The organism is Streptomyces sp. NPDC052042 (assembly GCF_044548345.1).
Lineage (GTDB): Bacteria > Actinomycetota > Actinomycetes > Streptomycetales > Streptomycetaceae > Streptomyces.
The window spans coordinates 257259-274802 of sequence record NZ_JBIUBU010000003.1 but is presented as its reverse complement, the minus strand read 5'-3'; the positions used below and the strand labels follow the sequence as shown (position 1 = coordinate 274802).

Below are 17544 nucleotides of genomic sequence, written 5' to 3'. Positions count from 1 at the left end.
CACCCGCACGGAGTGGACGACTTGTACACACGGACGCGCCGCCTCTTCCGGCGGTGAAACGCGGCAGGGGGCGGACCGGGTCTCCGGTCCGCCCCCTGGGGCGTGTTACGCGTCCTCGTCGTTGACCCAGCTCATGAGCTTGCGCAGCTCGCGGCCCGTGGTCTCCAGGAGGTGGTCGCTGTCCGCCTTCTTGTACTCGTTGTACCGCGGCAGGCCGTTGTGGTACTCGTCCATCCAGTTCTTGGCGAAGGAGCCGTCCTGGATCTCCGCGAGGATCTTCTTCATCTCGGCCTTGGTGGCGTCGGTGATGATGCGCGGGCCGGTGACGTAGTCGCCCCACTCGGCGGTCTCCGAGATGGACCAGCGCATCTTCTCCAGGCCGCCCTCGTACATGAGGTCCACGATGAGCTTCAGCTCGTGCAGGCACTCGAAGTACGCGATCTCCGGCTGGTAACCGGCCTCGACCAGGGTCTCGAAACCGGCCTTGACCAGGGCGGCGGTACCACCGCAGAGGACGGCCTGCTCGCCGAACAGGTCGGTCTCGGTCTCCTCGGTGAAGGTCGTCTTGATGACGCCGGCCCGGGTGCCGCCGATGCCCTTGGCATACGACAGCGCCAGCGCGAAGGCGCTGCCCGTGGCGTCCTGCTCGACGGCCACGATGCAGGGAACCCCGCGACCCTCCTCGTACTGGCGGCGGACCAGGTGGCCCGGGCCCTTCGGGGCGACCATGCAGACGTCGACGCCGGCCGGCGGCTTGATGAAGCCGTAGCGCACGTTCAGGCCGTGGCCGAAGAACAGCGCGTCGCCGTCCTTGAGGTTGTCCTTGATGGACTCCTCGTAGACCTTGGCCTGGATCGGGTCCGGGACGAGGATCATGATCACGTCGGCCTCGGCGGCGGCCTCGGCCGGGGTCACCACGCGCAGGCCCTGCTCCTCGGCCTTGGTCCTGGACTTGGAGCCCTCGTGCAGGCCGACACGGACGTCGACACCCGAGTCACGCAGCGACAGCGCGTGGGCGTGGCCCTGGCTGCCGTAACCGATGACCGCGACCTTGCGGCCCTGGATGATGGACAGGTCTGCGTCGTCGTCGTAGAACAGCTCGGCCACTGGTGTCTCTCCTTGATGTGCAGGTGTTGCTTCCCACCGTACGGCGGGGTGCGTCGGAAACGTTGAAGGATCTCGCCATGCGGGCGGCGAGTGGGCGGCGCCCGGTGCTTCCGGGCCGGGCCGTACGGCACTCTCGGACGAGGCCGTACGGCGCCGGACGGATCAGGCCGTGCGGTCGAGGGCGCGCAGGGACCGGTCGGTGATCGAGCGCGCGCCGCGCCCTATGGCGATGGTGCCGGACTGGACCAGCTCCTTGATGCCGTACTGCTCCAGCATCCTGAGCATGGCCTCCAGCTTGTCGGCGCCGCCGGTGGCCTCGATCGTGACCGCCTCCGGGGAGACGTCCACGGTCTTGGCGCGGAACAGCTGGACGATCTCGACGATCTGGGAGCGGGTCTCGTTGTCTGCGCGGACCTTCACCAGGACGAGCTCCCGCTGGATCGCAGCGGACGGCTCCAGTTCGACGATCTTGAGGACGTTCACCAGCTTGTTGAGCTGCTTGGTCACCTGCTCAAGAGGCAGGCCCTCGACATCGACGACGATCGTGATGCGCGAGATGTCGGGGTGTTCGGTGGTTCCGACCGCGAGCGAGTCGATGTTGAAGCCGCGGCGGGAGAACAGGGCGGTGATCCGGGCGAGGACACCGGGCTTGTTCTCGACCAGGACGGAGAGCGTGTGCTTGGTGGACATGGCGTCGTTCTCTCTGCTGTCTCTCAGTCGTCTTCGTTGTCGCCGAAGTCGGGGCGGACCCCGCGGGCGGCCATGACCTCGTCGTTGGAGGTGCCGGCGGCGACCATCGGCCAGACCATGGCGTCCTCGTGGACGATGAAGTCGATCACGACCGGGCGGTCGTTGATGGCGTTGGCCTCTTCGATGACCTTGTCCAGATCGGCCGGGTCCTCGCAGCGGATGGCGTGGCAGCCCATGGCCTCGGACAGCTTGACGAAGTCCGGGACGCGGGTGCCCTTCGCCGGGACGCCCTCGGTGTCGGCACCGGAGTGCAGCACCGTGTTGGAGTACCGCTGGTTGTAGAACAGGGTCTGCCACTGGCGGACCATGCCGAGCGCGCCGTTGTTGATGACCGCGACCTTGATCGGGATGTTGTTGAGCGCGCAGGTGGTGAGTTCCTGGTTGGTCATCTGGAAGCAGCCGTCGCCGTCGATGGCCCAGACCGTGCGGTCCGGCGCCCCGGCCTTGGCACCCATCGCGGCCGGGACCGCGTACCCCATCGTTCCGGCGCCGCCGGAGTTCAGCCAGGTGGCGGGCCGCTCGTAGTCGATGAAGTGGGCGGCCCACATCTGGTGCTGGCCGACGCCCGCGGCGAAGATCGTGCCCTCGGGGGCGAGCTTGCCGATGCGCTGGATGACCTGCTGCGGGGACAGGCTGCCGTCCTCGGGAACGTCGTAGCCGAGCGGGTACGTCTCGCGCCAGCGGTTGAGGTCCTTCCACCAGGACGCGTAGTCGCCGACGTGTCCCGCGTTGTGCTCGGCCTGGACGGCCTGGACGAGGTCGGCGAGGACCTCGCGGGCGTCGCCCACGATCGGGACGTCGGCGGCGCGGTTCTTGCCGATCTCGGCGGGGTCGATGTCGGCGTGGACGACCTTGGCGTACGGGGCGAAGCTGTCCAGCTTGCCGGTGACGCGGTCGTCGAAGCGGGCTCCGAGGGCGACGATCAGGTCGGCCTTCTGCAGCGCGGTGACGGCGGTGACCGAACCGTGCATGCCCGGCATTCCGACGTGCAGCGGGTGGCTGTCGGGGAATGAGCCGAGCGCCATCAGGGTGGTGGTGACGGGCGCTCCGGTGAGTTCGGCGAGGACCTTCAGCTCGGCGGTGGCTCCGGCCTTGATGACGCCGCCGCCGACGTACAGCACCGGGCGCCGGGCCTGGGTGATCAGCTTGGCGGCCTCGCGGATCTGCTTGGCGTGCGGCTTGGTGACCGGACGGTAGCCGGGCAGGTCCTGGGTGGGCGGCCAGCTGAACGTGGTCTGCGCCTGGAGGGCGTCCTTGGCGATGTCAACGAGGACGGGGCCCGGACGTCCGGTGGAGGCGATGTGGAACGCCTCGGCGATGGTGTGCGGGATGTCCTCCGCCCTGGTGACGAGGAAGTTGTGCTTGGTGATCGGCATCGTGATGCCGCAGATGTCCGCCTCCTGGAAGGCGTCCGTGCCGATCGCCTTGGAGGAGACCTGGCCCGTGATCGCGACCAGCGGGACAGAGTCCATGTGGGCGTCCGCGATCGGCGTGACCAGGTTGGTGGCGCCGGGGCCGGAGGTGGCCATGCAGACGCCGACCTTGCCGGTGGCCTGCGCGTAGCCGGTGGCGGCGTGTCCGGCGCCCTGCTCGTGGCGGACGAGCACGTGACGGACCCGGCTGGAGTCCATCATCGGGTCGTAGGCCGGAAGGATGGCGCCGCCGGGAATGCCGAATACCGTGTCGGCCCCCACCTCCTCGAGGGAGCGGATGAGGGACTGCGCGCCCGTGACGTGCTCAACGGTGGCGGAGGGCGATCCGCCGTTACGGGCCCGCGGCTGGGGATGGTGGGCCCCTGTGGCCTGCTCGGTCATCGGCATTCTCTTCTCGAAGCTGAGGGTTTGTGCGGGTGTTCTGCGACGTTTGCGTGGTTCCGGTGCAACAAAAAACCCCTCGTGCCATGAGGCAAGCGAGGGGAGCGCGTCGGTGCGGTCTGCAGAGTGCCATCGAGGGACTCTGCTTCAGCCGACGCGCTGTCCAAGTACGAGAATTCGGGTGCGCATGGCATCGACCCTCTCTCCGACGCGCACGACGTGTCAAGTGGGTGGGACGGGCGTCTCACTATGTGAGCCACTGAGGAGCGGCACCGAGCCGCCTGCCAGGACGGGCTGGGCGGTGGCCGTGCCGGGCATCGGGAACGTGCCCCGGTCGAGGGCACGGCGCAGCCGGTACTCGTCGAGCGGGCCGGAGAACGCCATTCCCTGGCCGTGCGTACAGCCCATGGCGCGCAGGGCCAGGACCTGCTCCGGTACATCGACACCGTCGGCCACGGACTGCATGCCCAGATCGCAGGCGATCCGCAGCAGCCCGCTGGTGATCTTGTGGAGGCGGGCGGACTCCACGACCCCCTCGACAAGACCGCGGTCCAGTTTGAGCACGTCGATGGGGAGCCGTCGCAGGGCGTTTATGGCCGCGTATCCACTGCCGAATCCGTCGAGCGCGATGCGGACGCCGAGGCGGCGCAACGCGACGAGGCGCTGTTCGAGTTCGTCGAAGGGGATCCGGGGGTCGCTCTCGGCGACCTCGATCATGAGGGCGCCCGCAGGCAGGCCGTGCCGGGTGAGCAGGGCCTCGACGGAGCTGGAGGGTGTTCCCTTGTCGAGCAGTCTACGGGCTGGGAGCCGTACCGAGACGGAGACCTTGCGCCCCGCCCTGGCCCGGTCGGCTGCCTGTTCGATGGCCTCTTCGAGGAGCCAGCGGCCGAGTTCGGCGGTGCGGTCGCCGTCCTCGGCCACCCGGAGGAATTCGGCGGGGGTGAACAGGATGCCCTGGGCGGAGCGCCAGCGGGCCTGGGCGGCGACGGCCGCGACGGTGCCGGTGGCGAGGTGCACCACTGGCTGGTGCAGCAGGGCGAACTCGCCGTCGCGCAGGGCGTCGCGGAGCCGGGCGGCCAGTTCGGTGCGGCGGACCACCTCGGCCTGCATCTGCGGGGCATACAGCTCGACGCGGTTCTTGCCGCCCGCCTTGGCCCGGTACATGGCGAGGTCGGCGTTGCGCATGAGGTCGCTGGGGGTGATGCCGGGCTCCGCGAAGGCCACTCCGATGGACGCGGCCACCCGGACGTCGCCGACTCCGATGCGGTAGGGCTCGGAGAGGGTGAGACGGAGCCGGTCGGCGATCTCATGGACCTGGCACTCGCGGGCGGGCTGGTCGCCGGTGCCGTCGCCGAGGATGATCGCCGCGAATTCGTCGCCGCCGAGGCGAGCCGCGGTGTCGCCGGCCCGGACGGACTCCTGGAGGCGGTGGGCGGCCTGGACAAGGAGTTCGTCGCCCGCCTGGTGCCCCAGGCGGTCGTTGACCGCCTTGAAGCCGTCGAGGTCGATGAAGAGCACGGCGGTGCCCGCGTCACCGGTGCGACGGCCGCCGAGGGCCTGCCGGACCCGCCCGGTGAACAAGGCGCGGTTGGGCAGGCCGGTGAGCGGGTCGTGCTCGGCGTTGTGCTGCAGCTGGGCCTGCAGCCGCACCCGCTCGGTCACGTCTCGGCTGTTCAGGATCAGCCCGCCCTGGTGGCGGTTGACCGTGGACTCGACGTTGAGCCAGTCGCCCGTACCCGATCTGAAGCGGCACTCGATACGGGTGGTCGGCTCCTCGCTCGGTGGAGCGGCGAGGAACCGGCGCAGTTCATGGACCACGCCTCCCAGGTCGTCGCGGTGGATGATCGCGGCGAGCTGGGTGCCGACCAGGTCCTCGGCGTCACGCCCGTACACCCCCGAGGCGGCGGGGCTGACGTAGCGCAGGACACCGCTGGGGGCGGCGATCATGATGACGTCGCTGGAGCCCTGCACCAGCGAGCGGAAGTGGTTCTCCTTCTGGGCCAACTCGTGGGTGAGGGCGATGTTGTCGACGAGCATGATGGCCTGCCGCACGACGAGGGCGAGCGCCACCGTGCAGCCGGTGAAGAGCACGACCCGGTCGACCCTGCGGCCCTCGACGACGTTGTAGAGGATGCCGAGGGTGCAGACGGCGGCGGCGAGGTACGGCGTGAGCGCGGCCAGCGAACCGGCGATGGGGCGACTGGCCTGGCTCGGCTCCTCGCGCGGCGCCAGGGCGTCGCCCGCGGCGCTCCGCGCGCCCCAGGGGGCGTAGGCGAGGAGCAGCGACCCGGCGAACCATCCGGCGTCCAGCAACTGGCCGGAGTGGTACGCCTGCCGCAGCAGCGGCGAGGTGAACAGGGCGTCGGACAGGACCGTCACGGCCAGGGCGGCGATGGCCGTGTTCACCGCGGAGCGGTTGACGTTGGCGCGGCGGAAGTGCAGGGCCAGCACCATGGAGACCAGCACGATGTCGAGCAGCGGGTAGGCCAGCGAGAGCGCCGCGCGGGCGACACTCGCCCCCTCGGTGTCCGCGAGGTGCGCGGTGTGGGCGAGGGCGAGGCTCCAGGAGATGGTGAGGAGCGATCCGCCGATCAGCCAGGAGTCCAGGACGAGGCAGAGCCAGCCCGCCCGGGTGACGGGGCGTTTGGCGAGGACGAGCAGTCCGATGACGGCGGGGGGCGCGAAGCACAGGAAGAAGACGTCGGCCAGGGAGGGGCTGGGAACCGGGACCCCGCGCACGACCTCGTACCAGCCCCAGACGGCGTTGCCCCCGGCGGCCATCAGCGAGGAGACCGAGAACAGCAGCCAGGCCGGCCGGCACCGGTCGCCGCCGGCACGTGCGTAGAGGAAGCAGGAGACGGCGGCGATCAGCGCGGCGGCGCTGAGACCGAAATCCCCCATGAAAAGGGCCAGTTCCGGTGAGCCCCAGCCGAGGGCCGCCCCGACCGCGTAACCGGCGCAGGCGAGGCCGAGCAGGATCTGCGAGACCATCGCGGCGGTGCCGCCGACGGCCGTCCGCCGGGCCAGGAAGGCCCCGAGGGCATCGGACGGCGCGCTCACCGGGGCACACCCGACACCATCGGCCGTGCACGCATCCGGCGTCCCGCGAGAACCCGTTCGAGGCGGGTCGTGTGCCACACCGGATCCCGTCCGCGGTCGGCCGGACGCCGCGTGACGCCGTGCGACCCGGCCCGGCGCCCCGCCGGACCCGCCGGTGCGTGGCCGGCACGGGCGCGGCCCGTCGCCCCGGCCCCGCGCACGGGGACCGCCCCGCACGCGGACGCCCGATACCCGGCGCCGGGGCGCGGCGGCCGACGGCCGCCGCGCCGTGTCGGATCGTTCGCCCCTGGGCCGTACATCACCCGTTGCCCCCTCGTGTGTTGCGTCCTCCCCGGCACCGTCCCGCCTCGGCGCAGCGCCCCTTTCGGGACGATACACCAGACCGGTCACTCAGGGACATAGTCCATCTACCCAGCGTGACGATCAAGGGCTCGGTCGAGACGGAGCGCAGTCATACGGGCCCGTAGCGTGGTCGGTTCATGGTCATCTTGTGATCAACCGGCGGTACGCACGACGTTGTGCAGCGGCTCCCCCGTGGCGAAGCGATTCAGCTGCGCGGCCAGCAGACGCTTGGCGCGCGGCAGGAACGCGGAGGTGCTGCCGCCGACGTGCGGGGAGACGAGGGCATGGGGAGCGCGCCAGAGGGGGTGGCCGGCCGGCAGGGGCTCCGGGTCGGTGACGTCGAGGGCCGCGCGCAGTCGGCCCGACTCCAGTTCGGCCAGGAGCGCTCCGGTGTCGACGACGCCGCCCCGTGCGACGTTCACAAGCAGGGCGCCGTCCCGCATCGCGGCGAGGAACTCCGCGTCCACCAGCCCTCGCGTGGACGGGTTCAGCGGGGTGGACAGCACGACGACGTCGGCCTCGGGCAGGAGCGCGGGCAGGTCGCCGAGCGTGTGCACCGGGCCGCGCGCCGTCGCGCGTGCGGAGCGTGCGACGCGCGCCACCCGTGCGCATTCGAAGGGAGCCAGCCGGTCCTCGATGGCGGCGCCGATCGACCCGTACCCCACGATCAGCACCGACTTGTCGGCGAGCGCGGGATAGAAGCCGGAGCGCCACTCCTCCTTGTCCTGGCCGCGGACGAACTCGGGGACACCGCGCAGGGAGGCGAGGATCAGGGTGAGGGCCAGCTCTGCGGTCGACGCCTCGTGAACGCCTCGGGCGTTGCACAGCCTCGCCCCGGCGGGCAGCTCGCCGAGGCTCGCTTCCACGTCGTCGGTGCCCGCGGTGAGCGTCTGCACGACCTGGACGCGGGTCATGGCCGCGAACGGGCGGACCGCCGCCTCGGCGCCCGCCAGATACGGCACCACGTAGAAGGCACACTCGGCCGGGTCCGTGGGGTAGTCCCCCGCGCCGTCCCAGAAGTGGTAGGAGAGGCCGTCCGGAAGCCCGTCGATCTCGTCGGCGGGATACGGCAGCCATACGCCGCGGGTCTGCGTCGAAGTCGTCGAAGTCATGGTGCGAAGGGTAAGGGCTGTCCCTTGTTCCTCCGGCGGGCACCGGATGACGGCCGCGGCCTCGCCGCACCGCGGGACGCTGCGGACTGCGGACTGCGGACTACGGACTACGGACCGCGGTTCGAGAACACGGCACGGGCCTGGTCCGGCATCCGCGCGACGGGCCCCGGCCGCCAACAGTCGTAGGGGGCGCGGCGGCTGCCGGGAGGCTGCGCGAGGGACGGCGGTCGACAGAGGTTAGTTTGGGGTGCGTTCGTGGTCCCGTGACGGCGGGGCCGAGGGAGGGTTCGGGGAGTTGGAACGCAGGAGTCTCGGTGCGGCGGCGCTCGCCGTGGGTGCGGTCGGACTTGGCTGTATGCCGATGAGCTGGGCGTACAGCGCGTCGCAGCGGCGTGGTGACCGAGCGTTGCGCGCGGTGCACGCAGCGCTCGACGCGGGGGTCCAACTGCTCGACACCGCGGACATGTACGGCCCGTTCACCAATGAACTGCTGGTGGGCCGGGCGCTGAAGGGCCGCAGATCCGATGCCTTCGTCTCCACCAAGTGCGGGCTGTTGGTGGGCGATCAGCACATCGTCGCCAACGGCCGTCCCGGTTATGTGCGTCGGGCCTGCGACGCCTCGTTGCGGCGGCTGCAGACCGATGTGATCGACCTGTACCAGCTCCACCGTGCCGATCCCGAGGTGCCGGTGGAGGAGACCTGGGGTGCGATGGCGGAGTTGGTGACGGCCGGAAAGGTGCGGGCGCTCGGACTGTGCGCGGTCGGGGCGCGGGCGTCCCGGCGGCCGAGGGCCGGCATGTATGACGAAACGATCCGTCAGCTGGATCGGGTGCAGCAGGTCTTCCCGGTGAGCGCGGTGGAGGCCGAACTCTCGGTCTGGTCACCGGAAGCGCTGAAGTCGCTGCTCCCGTGGTGCTCGGCGCGGGGCGTGGGGCTGCTGGCGGCGATGCCGTTGGGGAACGGCTTCCTGACGGGCACGCTCACCCCGGGGCAGGGGTTCGAACCGGACGACCTGCGGGCCAGGCACCCCCGGTTCACCGCCGAGATGATGGCCGCGAACCAGCCGGTGGTGGCCGGGCTGCGCCGGATCGGCGAACGGCACGGGGCGACCGTGGCGCAGGTGGCGCTGGCCTGGGTGTTGGGGCAGGGGCCGCACGTGGTGCCGATCCCGGGGACCAAGCGGGAGCGCTGGGCGGTGGAGAACGCGGGAGCGGCCGAGCTGAGGCTGACCGAGCGCGACCTGCTGGAGATCGCCCGGCTGCCCCCGGCGCGGGGTTCCTGGGACTGACGGCGGGGCCGGCCTCCGGCTCCGGGGTGCCCGGAAGGCCCGGGTCCGGGGTGCCCGGGTCCGGGGTGCCCGGGTCCGGCCCGACCGCGGCCCGACCGTGCGGACCAGCCGCACGGACCGGCCGCGGTGCCCGGTGCCGGGCCGTGACCGTCGCCGCCCCGTGATCGTGGCCGCCGTTCGGCCGAGGAAATCGGCCGGGCCGGGCGTCCCGGGGCGGGGTCTCGGTGTAAGAACGGTATCCGGGTCGTCGAAGGCGTCGAAGGGACCGGTGCTGTGAGCGGTGTTCTGTTGGGAGCGGTACGGGGCCGGGGCCCCTCGGGCCGTCGGGGGCGGTCCGGCGTGGCTGGCCGGGGGGCGGTGGCCGCGCTGGCCGCGGGGGTGCTCGTGCTGGCCGCCGGTTGTTCCTCGCGGATCGATGGCATCGGTGAGGCGGGCGTGACGCCGTCCCGGCACCCCGCCCCCTCCGTCTCCGGGTCCGGCCCGTCGGCCGCGCCGCCCGCTTCGGTCACCCCGCCGCCCGCGAAGGGCTCGGTGCGGGTGGTCTCCACGCTCACCGAGGGCCTCGAATCGCCGTGGGGGCTGGCGGAGTTGCCCGACGGGGATCTGCTGGTGTCCTCGCGCGACCGGGGCACGATCACCCGGATCGACGCGAAGAGCGGCAAGAAGACCCTGATCGGTACCGTGCCGGGGGTGGCGTCCGGTGGGGAGGGCGGGCTGCTGGGCATCGCGGTCTCCCCCGCGTACGGTTCGGACCACCTGGTGTACGCGTACTTCACGACCGCGTCCGACAACCGCATCGCGCGCATGCAGTACGACGAGAAAGGCACGACGCCGGGCCGCCTGCTGGGCGCGCCGGACACGATTCTGCGGGGCATCCCGAAGGGCACGGTCCACAACGGCGGGCGGATCGCCTTCGGCCCGGACCGCATGCTGTACGCGGGCACCGGGGACACGGGCGACGGCGGGCTCGCGCAGGACAAGAAGTCGTTGGCCGGGAAGATCCTGCGGATGACTCCGGACGGGCAGCCGCTGCACGGCAACCCGGAGGCCGACTCCGTGGTGTATTCGTACGGACACCGCAATGTGCAGGGGCTGGCCTGGGACGAGCACAAGCAACTGTGGGCGTCCGAGTTCGGGCAGGACACCTGGGACGAGCTGAACCGGATCGTGCCGGGAGGCAACTACGGCTGGCCGGAGGCCGAGGGCAAGTCCGGGAAGAAGGGGTTCATCGATCCCGTGGCACAGTGGAAGCCGTCCGAGGCGTCACCGAGCGGGATCGCCTTCGCCAAGGGCTCGATCTGGATGGCGGGCCTGCGCGGTGAGCGGCTCTGGCGGATTCCACTGTCCGGCAAGGAGGACGCGGAACTTCTGGCGGCGCCGCAGGCGTTCCTGAAGGGGAAGTACGGCCGTCTTCGCACCGTGCTCGCCGCGGGCGGCGACAAACTCTGGCTCGTCACGAACAATACGGACAAGCGCGGCACCCCGAAGCCGGGAGACGACAGGATCCTGGTGCTGGAGGTGCGGTAGCGACGACAGCGGCGAAAGGGCGTGCGACCGGTGTTCAACTTCTTCGAGGAACTCTTCGCACCGGGCCGCAGGCACGTGGCCGAGGAACGGAAGCGGCTGGAGCTGACCCGAGTCGATCTGGGCGTCGGCGACCCGGGGCGCGGGCCGATAGATCTGACCTCCGGAAAGGTGGTCGTCCGGGCGCCCGGGGCCAGCGGAACACCGCGGATACCGGGGGACGAAGGGACACCGGAGGACGAAGGGACGTCCGGTGACGACGGGACGCCAAAGGAAAACGGGGCGTCCGGTGGCGACGGAGCTCCCCGTGACGGCGATCCGTCGGCGGGCCGGGTCCCGGGCGCGCAACGGGCTCGGGGCACGGCGGCGGAAGCGGTTCGGGGCCGGGAGTCCGAGTCCGCGGCGCACGTCCCTTCGGAGGGCATGTCGGAGACCGGGCCCGCGCCGCAGCCGTAGGACCGGATCGCCCGGGTCCGTTCGGCGGGGAGACGGCGGGAAGCGGTTCCGCGCCGGAGGCCCGGCATCGTCGCAGGCCGGCCACCGCGAGCGGTCCGGCACCGCCGGGGCCCGCCCGGCAGCGTCGGAGATCCGGCCTCACCACAAGCCCGTCCTCCTCGGAAGTCCCGGATTCATCGGAGGCCCCGGATTCATCGGAGGCCCGGTGTTGCCGGAACTGCGGTGAGGCGGCCGGGCAGGCGTCAGGGGGCGGAGTCCGGGGCGGGGTACAGGTGGAGCCGGTGGGCGAGGGCGGCGGCCTCACCGCGGCTGGAGACGCCGAGCTTGGCGAGAATGCGGGAGACGTGCACGCTGGCGGTCTTGGGCGAGATGTAGAGCTCCTCGGCGATGCTGCGGTTCGTGTGCCCGGCGGCGACCAGCCGGTGCACTTCCTGCTCGCGCTTGGTCAGCCCGAAGCGCTCCACCGCCCGCGCGGCGGCCTCCCCCGGCTCTTCCCCGTCGCGTGCGCCGAAGTCCGGGCCGGACACGGTACCGAGGTCGAAGGCCGGTGACACGGGCCCCTCACGTCCGGCGACGACGGAGCCGCCGCCGGGAGCCGCACCGGGGTCGGTGAGGGGGACACGGGCACGTCCGGCCAGTTGCTCGATGGTCTCGGTCAGCGGGTGCGCGCCGAGCCGGCGGGCGGTGCGGTGGGCCTCGCGCAGCAGAAGGGCGGCGGCGGACCGGTCTCCGGAGGCGGTGAGAAGTGCCGCGGCCCAGCGTCGGCGGACTCGTGCCAGTTCGTACGGGCGGCCCAGGGGCGCGAAGGCGGCGGCGGCGCGGGCCCAGTGGTCGGGGGTGTCGACGCCCTCGGCACGGGCCAGTTCGGCTTCCACCAGCAGCACGTACGCGGCCCAGGCCGGGACGAGTGCCGGCAACCGCTTCAGGCGGGCCCGGACGGCGGCGAGGACCGCGGACCGGTCGGCATCCGGGCCGGGACGGCCCCGGACGTCCGCCTCGGCCTCCGCGACGACATGGAGCAGCGGCAGCGCGTACCGCTGGACTCCGGGCCGGAAGTCCTCGTCCGCCAGGGCCTCGAAGAAGGCCGCCCGCGCTTCGGTGAGCCCGCCCTGCCGGACCGCGAGGCCGATGGTGTGCCGTACGAAGGTGATGAGGTGCCCGGAGCGGGGGCCGTCCGAGACGGAGCGGTGCCGGGACGCCGCGAGTTGGAGGCCGGCCTCGGCCAGGTCTCCCCGGGCGAGGGCCAGTTCGGTACGGCAGGAGGCGACGAGCGCCCGGGTCCGGTCGGACCGGGCGGCGTGTGCCGCCGCGTCGGCGATGCCGAGGGCGTGGGCGGTCTCGACTCCGTGGTCCGCCGCCGCCACGGCTTCCAACGAGCGCCCCATGGATTCGAGGGTGGTGGGGAGGTCGGTGGCGGCCCGGCTCATGACATCGGCCAGACGCAGTTCGCCGGCTCTCTCACGGGCGGCGTACATCTCGGCGATGCCCTCCTCCACACCGCCCGCGTCGGCGGTGAGCCGACCTCGGACGAGTCGGGCGTGCAGTTCGACGCGCGCGTCCCCGATGAGCCGGGCGTACTCCACCGCCCGGTCGGCGGTCTGCAGGACATCGGGCCCCGGCCGGTGCCGGGCTCCCCATCCCGCCACGTTCAGCAGGACTTCGGCGTGCACGGCGGACGGCGGCAGTCCGCGCACGAGTTCCCGGGCGCGGGCGAGTTCCCGTCGGCCGTCGCCGCGGGCGAGGTCCCGTGTCAGGCGGGCGCGCTGGACCCAGAACCAGGCGGAGCGCAGCGGATCGCCGCCCGCGTGCTCCAGGGTGCGGGTGGCCTTCTCGGCGATGGCCAGGGCACGATCGCGTTCACCGCCGAACCGGGCGGCGACAGTCGCCTCGGCCATCAGGCCGACGCGGTCGACATGATCGGGTCGACGGAGCGGGGTGGTGCCGGGCTCCGGGGCGCGGTCGCGGAAGGACGCGCCTTCGGTCCGGTCGCGTACCGTCGAACCTTCGGCGCGGCCGGGGAGCGGGGGGCTCTCGGCGTGGCCCAGGGGGCGCAGGGTATGGCGCACCTCCTCGGGGGCGTCGTCCCAGAGTTCCATCGCCCGTTCCAGCAGGCGGAGTTGCTCGGCGAACGCATGACGTGCGCGAGCCTCGGCCGAGGCGTTCAGCACGGCCGGGAGCGCCTTGGCGGCGTCGCGTGCGCCGTACCAGTGGCCGGCGAGCCGGGTGGCGCGTTCGTCCCGGCGCACGAGGGTGGGGTCGGCCTCCAGCGCCTGCGCGTAGCACTGGTGGAGACGGGAACGCTCACCGGGCAGCAGATCGTCGCCGACGGCCTCGCGCACCAGTGCGTGGCGGAAGCGGTAGCCGTCGCCCTCCGGGGTGGTGAGCAGCAGACCGGCGCCGACGGCGGCTCGCAGCGCGTCGATGAGGTCGGCCTCGTCGAGCGCGTCCCCGGTGAGCCCGGCGACGGCGGCCAGCAGTCCGTACTCGACGGCGGAACCGCCCTCGGCGACGATGCGGACGATCCTGCGGGAGCGTCCGGGCAGGGCGTCGACGCGGATGAGCAGGAGGTCGCGCAGTGAGCCGGGGAGCCGCGAACCGTCGCCGTTCTCCAGTCCGCGGGCGAGTTCCTCCACGAAGAAGGCGTTGCCGTCGGAGCGCCGGTGGATCTCGTCCACGAGGCCGGGTTCGGGGGCGGCGGCGAGGATGCCGGTGAGCTGTCGGCGGACCTCGGCGCGGTCGAAACGGGCGAGTTCGATCCGACGGACGGTCCGCAGCCGGTCCAGTTCGGCGAGGAGGGGACGCAGAGGGTGGCGGCGGTGGAGGTCGTCGGAGCGGTAGGTGCCGATGACCACGAGACGGCCGGTGCGCATGGTGTGGAGGAGGTGGGCGAGGAGACGGCGTGTGGAGGCGTCGGCCCAGTGCAGATCCTCCAGGACCAGAACGACCGCGTGCCGCAGGGAGACGCGTTCCAGGAGACCGGCGGTGAGTTCGAAGAGGCGGGCGGTGCCGTGCTCGTCGGTCGCCTCGTACTCGGCTCTGCCGAGTTCGGGGAGCAGCCGGGCCAGTTCTCCCTCCTGCCCGGCACAGGCCGCGGCCATCTCGTCGGGCAGGGCACGGCGCAGGGCGCGCAGGGCGGTGGAGAACGGGGCGTACGGGAGGGCGTCGGCGCCGGTGCCGGCGCAGCCGCCGACGGCGACGACGGCCTCGCGGCGCACCGCCTGGCCGAGGAACTCCTCGACCAGCCTGGTCTTGCCGACGCCCGCCTCGCCGCCGATCAGCAGCGCCCGGGGTCCGTCGGCGGTGCCGTCGGCCGAGACGTCGGCCGGAGCGGTGGCACGGGTGAGCGCGTCGACGAGCGCGGCGGACTCGGCCACACGGCCCACGAAGACGGGGCTGACGAACGCGGAACCGGTCGGCAGGGATCCGGGCCGAGCGGAGCCGACCGGCTCGGGACCGGTCGGCTCAGGGGCGACGGGCACGGGGGTGACGGACCGGGGCTCCACACGCCTGAGCATCGCACAGGACCGCGAGCGCGCGGGCCACCGGATGGCGGGTGCGGCGGACGACGCCTCCGTACGCCACCCGCCGCCCCGTACGCCACCCGCCGCACCACTGCCCGCCTTACCTCCTGCGGCGGCTCAGTCCGCTGCGGCGAACGAGTCCCGGAGCCGGGCCGTGGAATCGGCCGGCGTGGGTACGCCACCGCCCCGGCACTCGCGCGAAGCACGCCGTCGGACCGCCACGCACGCGCGGTGCGGCGGGCGCAGTTCCGCTCCGCCGTCCCCCAGGGGGACCGTGAACATCACGCTCCGTCTCGAAACGTCTCCACCGTGTGCGCGGCCCCGACCGGTTCCGGCGTTCCGTCCGCCGACGCCCCGCGCGCTTCTCGCGCGATCTGCACATGTTCCGCACCGCGCTCCGGGGCCTCGATGCTGATCCTGGGCAGCCATCGGTCCAGTCGGCGCGGCAGCCACCAGTTCGCGCCGCCCAGCAGATGCATCAGGGCCGGGACGAGCAGCGTACGCAGGACGAAGGCATCGAGGGCCACGGCCGCGGCCAGCCCGATCCCGAACATGGCGATGACCCGGTCACCGCTGAGGACGAACGCGAGAAAGACCGAAATCATGATCACGGCAGCGGAGTTGATCACCCGCCCGGTCTCGGCGAGACCGACCCGTACCGCGCGCCGGTTGTCACCGGTCTCCAGCCACTCCTCGTACATGCGCCCCACCAGGAACACCTGGTAGTCCATGGAGAGCCCGAAGAGCACGGACACCATGATCACCGGCAGGAACGGCTCGATCGGTCCCGGGCCGCCCAGTCCGAGCAGTTCGCTCCCCCATCCCCACTGGAAGACCGCCACGACGATCCCGAACGAGGAGGCGACGGCGGCGATGTTCATCAGGGCGGCCTTCGCGGGAATGCCGATCGACCGGAAGGCCAGCAGCAGGAGCAGACAGCCGAGTCCGATGACCGCGGCGACGAAGAGCGGGAGCTTGCCCATGATGGTCCGGGCGAAGTCGTCGTACCCGGCCGTCATCCCGCCCACATGGGCCCGGAGCGAGGTGTTCGCCTCGGCCTTCGGGAGGACGTCCGCGCGCAGCCGGTCGACGAGGTCACTGGTGTCCCGCGACTGCGGTGACGAGGTCGGTACGACGCTGACGAAGGCGGTACCGCCGCTGCCGTTGTACGTGACCGGGCCGACCGAGGCCACGCCCTCGGTGGCCCGCAGCACGGTCGGCAGGCCGTCCATCGCGAGCCGGTCCCCGGCGCCGTCGAGCTGCGCCACGATCGTCAACGGGCCGTTGACGCCGGGCCCGAAGCCCTCGGCCATCAGGTCGTACGCCCGCCTGGTGGTCGACGAGGCCGGGTTGTTGCCCTGGTCGGAGGTGCCCGGATGCAGGGAGAACGCGGGCAGGGCCAGCACCAGCATCACCACGGCGGCGACCGCGCCCAGCAGTCTGGGGCGGCGCTCGACCAACGCCGACCAGCGGGCGGCGAACCCGGTGGGGTGTTCGGGGCGCGGCCCGTGTTCCGCCAGAGCGACGCGTTCACGGCGGCTGAGCGCCCGCATGCCGATGAAGGACAGCAGGGCGGGCAGCAGGGTCACGGACGCGGCCACGGTCAGCACGACGGTGAGCGAGGCCGCGATCGCCACACCGTTGAGGAAGTCGAGCCGCAGCACGAGCATGCCGAGCAGCGCGACGCAGACGGTGGCCCCGGCGAAGACGACGGCCCGGCCGGTGGTCACGACGGCCTTCCGCGCGGCCTCGGCGACCGGCATGCCCTGGCGCAGACCGGTGCGGTGCCGGGTGACGATGAAGAGCGCGTAGTCGATGCCGACGCCGAGCCCGATCAGCATGCCCAGCATCGGGGCGAAGTCGGCGACGGTCATCACATGGCCCAGCAGCACGATGCCGGCGTACGCCGTGCCGACGGAGACGAGGGCGGTGGCGATGGGCAGCATGCTGGCGGCGAGGGAGCCGAAGGCGAGGAACAGGACGACGGCCGCGACGACGATCCCGACGGCCTCGCCGAAGTGGACGCCGGGCGCTTCGGTGAGGGCGACGGCCGGTCCGCCCAGTTCCACCTGGAGATGGGCGGACTCGGCCGCCTTCGCCGTGTCCACGAGGGCCTGCGCCTGGTGCGTGGAGATCTCGTCGGAGGGCCGGTCGAAGGTGACGGTGGCGTAGGCGGTGTGCCCGTCCCCGCTGATCTGTCCGGCTCCGGCCGCCCCGTACGGCCCGGTGACGGCGCCGACACCGGGAAGCTCCTCGACCGCGTGCAGGGTGCGGGTCATGGTCTGCCGGACATCGGTGGCCCGGACGGTGGAGTCGGTGGTGTGCCAGACGATGGTGTCGCTGTCCCCGCCGAGATCCGTGAAGCCGTCCTTCAGGAGTTCGGCGGCCCGGCCCGCCTCCGTGCCGGGCACGTCGTACTGGTCGGAGTACGCGGAACCGGCGAGGCCCGCCGCGGTGGCGGCGCCGCCGAGGGAGAGAAGCCAGAAGAGAACGACGACGAGGCGGTGCCTGATGCACCAACGGGCAATGGCGGCCACCTGACGGGCTCCCTGACGGTTTCGCGGACGGTT

10 protein-coding genes are annotated in these 17544 nt (G+C 72.2%); 3 read left to right on the top strand and 7 right to left on the bottom strand.

Annotated features, from left to right (window positions below; genetic code table 11):
- Positions 1-105 precede the first annotated feature (105 nt).
- The 5 genes from ilvC to ACIHCL_RS08550 all read right to left on the bottom strand — a co-directional run bounded on the left by ilvC (position 106) and on the right by ACIHCL_RS08550 (position 8185).
- Complete coding sequence (ilvC, locus tag ACIHCL_RS08570) at positions 106-1107, bottom strand: ketol-acid reductoisomerase (protein ID WP_399858544.1); 1002 nt, start codon at positions 1105-1107, stop codon at positions 106-108.
- Positions 1108-1269: 162 nt separating this feature from the next.
- Positions 1270-1797 carry an acetolactate synthase small subunit gene (ilvN, locus tag ACIHCL_RS08565; protein WP_399858542.1) on the bottom strand — a complete coding sequence of 176 codons (528 nt, stop codon included), beginning with the start codon at positions 1795-1797 and terminating at the stop codon, positions 1270-1272.
- 23 nt (positions 1798-1820) lie between these two features.
- A complete protein-coding gene (locus tag ACIHCL_RS08560) occupies positions 1821-3677 on the bottom strand; it encodes an acetolactate synthase large subunit (protein ID WP_399858540.1) in 1857 nt (618 codons plus the stop codon).
- A gap of 216 nt (positions 3678-3893) precedes the next feature.
- Entirely contained in the window at positions 3894-6662 is a 2769-nt protein-coding gene (locus ACIHCL_RS08555; RefSeq protein WP_399858971.1) for a putative bifunctional diguanylate cyclase/phosphodiesterase, read from the bottom strand.
- Positions 6663-7225: 563 nt separating this feature from the next.
- Positions 7226-8185: a 2-hydroxyacid dehydrogenase gene (locus ACIHCL_RS08550; protein ID WP_399858538.1), complete on the bottom strand. Its 960-nt coding sequence runs from the start codon at positions 8183-8185 to the stop codon at positions 7226-7228.
- A gap of 295 nt (positions 8186-8480) precedes the next feature.
- Here ACIHCL_RS08550 and ACIHCL_RS08545 point away from each other — a divergent pair, with 295 nt between their 5' ends.
- The 3 genes from ACIHCL_RS08545 (at position 8481) to ACIHCL_RS08535 (ending at position 11453) form a co-directional block, all read left to right on the top strand.
- Positions 8481-9473: an aldo/keto reductase gene (locus tag ACIHCL_RS08545; protein ID WP_399858536.1), complete on the top strand. Its 993-nt coding sequence runs from the start codon at positions 8481-8483 to the stop codon at positions 9471-9473.
- Positions 9474-9812: 339 nt separating this feature from the next.
- Positions 9813-11000, top strand: a complete 1188-nt coding sequence (locus ACIHCL_RS08540; RefSeq protein ID WP_399858533.1) for a PQQ-dependent sugar dehydrogenase — start codon at positions 9813-9815, stop codon at positions 10998-11000.
- A 21-nt stretch (positions 11001-11021) separates the two neighbouring features.
- Complete coding sequence (locus ACIHCL_RS08535) at positions 11022-11453, top strand: DUF6191 domain-containing protein (protein WP_399858531.1); 432 nt, start codon at positions 11022-11024, stop codon at positions 11451-11453.
- A 242-nt stretch (positions 11454-11695) separates the two neighbouring features.
- On the opposite strand, the gene ACIHCL_RS08530 is transcribed toward ACIHCL_RS08535, so the two are convergent.
- Both ACIHCL_RS08530 and ACIHCL_RS08525 read right to left on the bottom strand, forming a co-directional pair.
- Positions 11696-14956: an AAA family ATPase gene (locus ACIHCL_RS08530; protein WP_399858529.1), complete on the bottom strand. Its 3261-nt coding sequence runs from the start codon at positions 14954-14956 to the stop codon at positions 11696-11698.
- A 299-nt stretch (positions 14957-15255) separates the two neighbouring features.
- A complete protein-coding gene (locus ACIHCL_RS08525; RefSeq protein WP_399858526.1) occupies positions 15256-17511 on the bottom strand; it encodes an MMPL family transporter in 2256 nt (751 codons plus the stop codon).
- Positions 17512-17544 lie beyond the last annotated feature (33 nt).